The organism is Caballeronia sp. (assembly GCF_049581465.1).
GTDB lineage: Bacteria > Pseudomonadota > Gammaproteobacteria > Burkholderiales > Burkholderiaceae > Caballeronia.
In genome coordinates, this window is record NZ_JBAUSA010000594.1 from 1 (window position 1) to 5,510 (window position 5,510).

General features: G+C 59.9%; 5 protein-coding genes and 1 pseudogene. 4 read left to right on the forward strand and 2 right to left on the reverse strand.

The features are described from left to right. The 3 genes and pseudogenes from WCA53_RS14550 to WCA53_RS14560 all read left to right on the forward strand — a co-directional run. Positions 1 to 546 (forward strand): annotated as a pseudogene (locus tag WCA53_RS14550) (galactose-1-epimerase); the annotation flags it as partial. Positions 547 to 811: 265 nt separating this feature from the next. Beyond that, positions 812 to 1,285, forward strand: a complete 474-nt coding sequence (locus WCA53_RS14555; protein WP_423911410.1) for a CreA family protein — start codon at positions 812 to 814, stop codon at positions 1,283 to 1,285. A 180-nt stretch (positions 1,286 to 1,465) separates the two neighbouring features. After that, the gene (locus tag WCA53_RS14560) at positions 1,466 to 2,239 is read left to right on the forward strand and encodes a DUF4088 family protein (RefSeq protein WP_423911413.1); all 774 of its coding nucleotides are present in this window, start codon (positions 1,466 to 1,468) and stop codon (positions 2,237 to 2,239) included. A gap of 7 nt (positions 2,240 to 2,246) precedes the next feature. On the opposite strand, the gene WCA53_RS14565 is transcribed toward WCA53_RS14560, so the two are convergent. Together WCA53_RS14565 and WCA53_RS14570 are read right to left on the reverse strand one after the other, a co-directional pair. Continuing rightward, entirely contained in the window at positions 2,247 to 4,421 is a 2,175-nt protein-coding gene (locus tag WCA53_RS14565) for an ATP-dependent helicase (protein ID WP_423911416.1), read from the reverse strand. A 150-nt stretch (positions 4,422 to 4,571) separates the two neighbouring features. After that, complete coding sequence (locus WCA53_RS14570; protein ID WP_423911418.1) at positions 4,572 to 4,976, reverse strand: hypothetical protein; 405 nt, start codon at positions 4,974 to 4,976, stop codon at positions 4,572 to 4,574. A gap of 187 nt (positions 4,977 to 5,163) precedes the next feature. On the opposite strand from WCA53_RS14570, the gene WCA53_RS14575 reads away from it, so the two are divergent. Further along, on the forward strand, positions 5,164 to 5,385 hold the full coding sequence (locus WCA53_RS14575; RefSeq protein WP_423911420.1) for an RNA-binding S4 domain-containing protein: 222 nt from the start codon (positions 5,164 to 5,166) through the stop codon (positions 5,383 to 5,385). Positions 5,386 to 5,510: the final 125 nt, after the last annotated feature.

Sequence of the window (5,510 nt, forward strand, 5' to 3'; positions counted from 1 at the left end):
CCGCTCAACCTCACGAATCACGCGTACTTCAATCTCTCGGGGGTGGCTTCGAACATAGGCGATCACGAGATCCAGCTCAGCGCTGACCAATTCTTCGCCGTCGATGAAACCATGATCCCGACCGGCCTGAGAGAAGTTGCCGGCACGCCCCTCGACTTTCGCGCCACCGCCCTGCTCGGCCCGCGCCTGTCGAGCGACGACGAACAGGTTGCGCGGGTTGGGGGTGTCGATCATTGCTATTTGTTGCATACGCCTGCGCCGGTCACCGAATTGCCGCAGACGCGCCAAGTCGCCTGCGTCTATCACGCCCCGAGCGGCCGGGAACTGATCGTTGCGACGACCGAGCGCGGCTTGCAGTGCTACACGGGGAACGAACTTGAAGGTGAGGTGGGAAAACAAGGTGTGACCTATTCGAAGCACGGCGCGATCTGCCTTGAAGCCGGGGGTTTTCCTGACCAGATCAACATGGACGACGGCGAAACCGTGGTCCTTCGTCCGAGCGAGCGCTACCAGCAGATCACGCGATACACCGTGCGGACACGATAGGCGGCCTCCTACATCCATATAGGACGCTCACGGCTACCGGTGCCTTCCGCGCTCATCGATACTGAAGTCATACATTCGGTTAGAGAACGGAGGACACAATGCCTTATCTACTTGGCTGGTTGCTTGGCGTGCCGGTTATCGTGCTCGTGATCCTGTATTTGATTTTTCATTGACTCGATGATCGGGAACATGCGTTTTTCACGCGAATCAAAAGAAGGCGTCGCTACAATACGACGCCTTTTTCTTTTTCTTCCGAAGGATTCCGATGAAACGCGCCCTCCCTGTCTCTGTTTCCCTTGCGGCGCTGCTGGTGGTTCCTGCGCTGCATGCCGAGGAAATCGCAAGCGTCAACACCAACTTTCGCTTCACGGGCTCGGATCGTGTGTCGGTTGAGGCATACGACGACCCTGGCGTTTCCGGCGTCACCTGCTACGTGTCGCGTGCCCGGACGGGCGGAGTCAAAGGGACGTTGGGGATTGCTGAAGATCCGTCGGAAGCATCGATTGCATGCCGTCAGGTCGCGCCTATCAAGATCGATGCGCCGCTCAAGCAGAAAACCGATGTGTTTTCGGCGAGCATGTCGTTTATCTTCAAGACGCTGCACGTCGTGCGAATTGTCGATACGAAGCGCAACACGCTTGTGTACCTGACTTACAGCGACCGGATTACAACCGGCAGCGCGAAGAACAGCGTGACGGCGGTGCCGATGCCGGCGGGAATTACAATTCCGGTGAAGTGACATCTTGCTGCGCGCGGTTGGGCTCCAAAAAATCCGCGCACCCCAATCGCGCCCTCGCCCTAAAGTTCCCCGTTCCCCCGCCGATATAAAGACGAACGGCCGTCGTTCTCGTGCCGACGCCAACTGTCTTTTCACGCTAGCACCAGAGTCCCCGCGCAACCAGCGGAACCGGGAAACATCATGGGTCAAATTACCCTTACTTTTAAAGACGAAACGATCGCATCCTTGCAAAAGGATTTCGATACGTTCCTGCGTCTGTCGCTCAAGTTCGATCCGCAGTTCGTCACGCCGTCGTTCGAGGATTTCCTGCGGGCAAAACTTCTCGACAATCCATCGCCGCTCACCGAACAAGCCGTCAGCCGAATGCTCCAGCACGGTCAGTACGCGTGGGCGAAACGCGCGCTCGACAAAGAATTCCCCGATGTCATCGAAATCCTGATGCGTCAGGCCGCCGAACACGGTTTCGGCTTCGCAGTGCGCTCGGAATGGACGCCGGACGACATAACCAATGCGTCACGGGCGTGGGCGACAGCCATCGTGACCGAGGCGCAAGGCGATCCCGGGCAAATCGACACGCTCGCCGTGCAGATCAAGGCAGCCGCCGCCGATATTCAGGAACTTGAGCAAAAGATGCTGACGCCGGCATGGCGTCTCGCCGATTCAATTCGTCCACGCGTGGTGGAAACCAAGATCGCGACGGAGCACAGCACGGGATCGACGGCGCGCGAGAAACTCGGCGAACTGCGCTGTCTTTTGCGCCTCGGCATCTTTCACGGCTCCATCGCGAAACCGGAAGCCATCCAACTGCTCGAACAAATCCGTTCAATGCGGCCCGAACTCTTTGTCGACCAGCCTTATGACGGCTTTACGCGTTTTGGCAACTGGCTACGGTCGATTTTCACGCCGGAACCGAGAGCGCCAAAAATGTCGAAGGCATCGAGCGCCGAGCAATAAGCCAGGCTCATTCCCACATCTTCTTGAGCCGCGCCGCGATATCGATTTTTGCCTTCGCGGCGGCGGCCAGGCCCTCCGCCGTCGGCGCTTTTGCTTCGGGCACCGGGGGCCACGCGCAAGCGTCGAATTTCGACATCAGATGCGCCGGAATAAACCGCGTACGCGCCGCCCAGACATGCCGGTCGCCCATGTGCGCCTGGTTGTGCACATAGAAACGCTGCGGCGTGATGACGTGCAAGTCCTCTTTTGCCCGCGTCATCGCGACGTATAAGAGCCGTCGCTCTTCGTCGATTTCTTCATCGCTGCCCGTGCCCATGTCCGACGGAATGCAGCCGTCCACACCGTTCAGCACGAACACGTTCTTCCACTCCTGCCCCTTGGCGGAATGGATGGTGGAGAGAATCAAATAATCCTCGTCGATAAACGGCACGCCCGATTCGTCGCTCGTGGCATCGGGCGGATCGAGAGTCAACTCGGTCAGGAAGCGCTCGCGCGTGGGATACGTGGACGCGATGCTTTCCATTTGCAGCACGTCGGCGTGACGAATCGCCGCGTCTTCGTGATTGCGCTCCAGATGCGGCTCATACCATCGCCGGATCATTTCGAATTCGGCCGGCCAGCCGCTTTCGCATGCGCTCACCTTCGACATCATCGCGACCAGCGCCGGCCAGTCTTCACTCGCTCGCAACGGCGCGGCGAACGTCGCCAACGCGTTCGGCATGCTGCCACTTTCCGCGATCAGGTCGAGAACACGCCCCGCAATCGCCGGCCCCACGCCGGGCAGCAATTGCAACACGCGAAACCCGGCTACGCGGTCGCGCGGGTTCTCGCCCCAGCGCAACACGGCGAGCACATCTTTCACGTGAACCGAATCGAGAAATTTCAAGCCGCCGTATTTTACGAACGGAATATTGCGCCGTGTGAGTTCGATCTCGAGCGGAGCGCTATGGTACGCAGTACGAAACAGGACAGCTTGCTGCTTGAGCGTCATGCCGCCTTCACGCGCCGCCAATACCTGCTCGACGATGTATCGCGCCTGATCGGCTTCGTCCGCAACGGACACGAGGCGTGGCCGTTGCGCCGAGCCCTTGTCGGTCCACAGATTCTTTGTGTAGCGCTCGGTTGCGAGATCGATTACCGCGTTCGATGCCGCGAGAATCGGCTGCGTCGAACGGTAGTTGCGCTCGAGCGTGATGCATTTCGCGGGTGGCTCGAAATGATTCGGGAAGTCGAGAATATTGCGTACGGTTGCGCCGCGAAACGAGTAGATGGATTGCGCGTCGTCGCCGACAACCGTCAGGCCGTGGCCATCGGGTTTCATCGCCAGCAGGATGGAGGCTTGTAGCTTGTTCGTGTCCTGGTATTCGTCGACGAGAACGTGGTCGAAGCGGCTCGACAAATCCGCCGCGACCGACGGCTCGGCGGCCAGATGCGACCAGTAGAGCAACAGGTCGTCGTAGTCCAGCACGCTTTGCTGCAGTTTCGCGTTGGCGTAAGCGGCGAACAGGCGCCGCAAGTCGTCCTGCCATTCGCGACACCACGGAAACGCCTGATCGAGCACCAGGGCGAGGGTCGCGCCCGTATTCACGACGCGCGAGTAAATGGCAAAGCAGGTGGACTTGGCCGGAAAGCGCTTTTCCTTTGCCGACAGCCCCAGTTCGTGGCGCACGAGATTCATCAGGTCGGCGGAATCCTCACGGTCGTTGATGGTGAACGATGGCGACAACCCGACGAGGTCCGCGTAGTCCCGCAACAAGCGGGCGCCCACGCTGTGAAACGTGCCCGCCCACGTCAGGCCCTGCGCGATGGCGCTGCGCTTGCCGAGCGCGTTGATGGCGATGCGGTTCACACGGTGCGCCATCTCGTTGGCGGCGCGGCGCGAAAACGTTAGCAGCAGGATGCGATGCGGATCGGCGCCTTGCACCAGCAAGTGCGCGACGCGATGGGCAAGTGTGTTGGTCTTGCCCGACCCCGCGCCCGCGATGACCAGCAATGGACCTGTGCCGAACTCGACCGCTTCGCGCTGCGCTTCGTTGAGCTTGTGCAGATACGACGCAGGTTCCGCTGGTTCCGGAGCGCCCGCAGGTTCTATGGGATCGGTATCGATGGAAGGAGTCTGCGTGAGCACGGCGCGGCGCTTAAAGTGGCGAGTGGTGGCGAGTGTCGCACACTGTATATCCATACAACCCGCCGGCGCAAGCATATGAATCGGCAAAGGTTTGGCCCTTAAAACGAGATGGCCCGATCCGCGTGGGCGGCCGGGCCATCTCGTCGCGCGTTGCGCTCGGTCAGTCCGCTTGTTACTAGGTAGAAGCGGCTGCGTCGATGCGTCTTAGTGTTGCGCGCCCGGGTCCCTGGTTCCAGCGGGCGCGTCTTCCTTCAATTCATTGTTGGCCGCTTGTTTGTCGGCTTTCTGGTTGATCTTGGCGTTGCGCACCTGTTCCTTGTACTGCGCCTTGGCGGCCTTGTCGGACGCCTTCAAATCGGACTTCGATGCCTTCTTCGACGCACGATATTCCGCGTTTGCCTGCGCTGTCGCGTTGCGCTTTTGAACGAACGGATCGGTCGACGACGGTGCGACGAGGTTTTGCGGCGCGGGCGCAACTTGCGCGGAAGGCTGGCTGGTGTCGCCCGGTGCGGGCGGGGACCCTGCGGTTTGGGCGAACGCTGAAGCGCCAAAAGACGCGGCAACAGCGGCAATTGTCGTGCTCAACAACATTTTTTTCAAATGCGGCATATTTCATTCCTTTCTGGCGGTTGTTGTCGGCGGATCGATTGCGGCGCTGGAGCCTGCGCGTTCCACGTGGCCCGTCCTCGGGTACAGCGCGCCGCCTATCGTCCGTTTCGTCTGTTGTAACGCACGTCGCGTGCCTGCGTGGTTTATCATGTCCGCCTTTCCAGCACGCTCATCGAGACAGCCCACCATGCCGCGACTCGAATTTACGCTTACGGGTGACCATGTCGAACTGCACAACTTGCTCAAGCTGATGGGACTTGCCGATAGTGGCGGATCAGCCAAGATGCGTGTGGCAGAGGGTGAAGTCAAGGTTGATGGGAAGATCGAGTTGCGCAAGACGTGCAAGATTCGCGCGGGCCAGACGGTTGTTGTGGACGACACCACGATCAAGGTGCGAAAGCCTGTTTGAAAAGGGGCCTGTTGGCGACGTCGTCGGATTCGTGTTTGGCAGTACTTGTTTGGCAGTGGTACTGTTTGCAGTTGGGGTGGTCGGGGTGATTTTGCTAACGGTGAGTGTGCGGCGAGGTTCGAGTC

What these genes read in the sequence shown, in the direction of transcription:
- WCA53_RS14555 (WP_423911410.1), top strand. Translation starts at nt 812, where the DNA reads ATGAAACGCGCCCTCCCTGTCTCTGTTTCCCTTGCGGCGCTGCTGGTG.
- WCA53_RS14560 (WP_423911413.1), top strand. Translation starts at nt 1,466, where the DNA reads ATGGGTCAAATTACCCTTACTTTTAAAGACGAAACGATCGCATCCTTG.
- WCA53_RS14565 (WP_423911416.1), bottom strand. Translation starts at nt 4,421, where the DNA reads ATGGATATACAGTGTGCGACACTCGCCACCACTCGCCACTTTAAGCGC.
- WCA53_RS14570 (WP_423911418.1), bottom strand. Translation starts at nt 4,976, where the DNA reads ATGCCGCATTTGAAAAAAATGTTGTTGAGCACGACAATTGCCGCTGTT.
- WCA53_RS14575 (WP_423911420.1), top strand. Translation starts at nt 5,164, where the DNA reads ATGCCGCGACTCGAATTTACGCTTACGGGTGACCATGTCGAACTGCAC.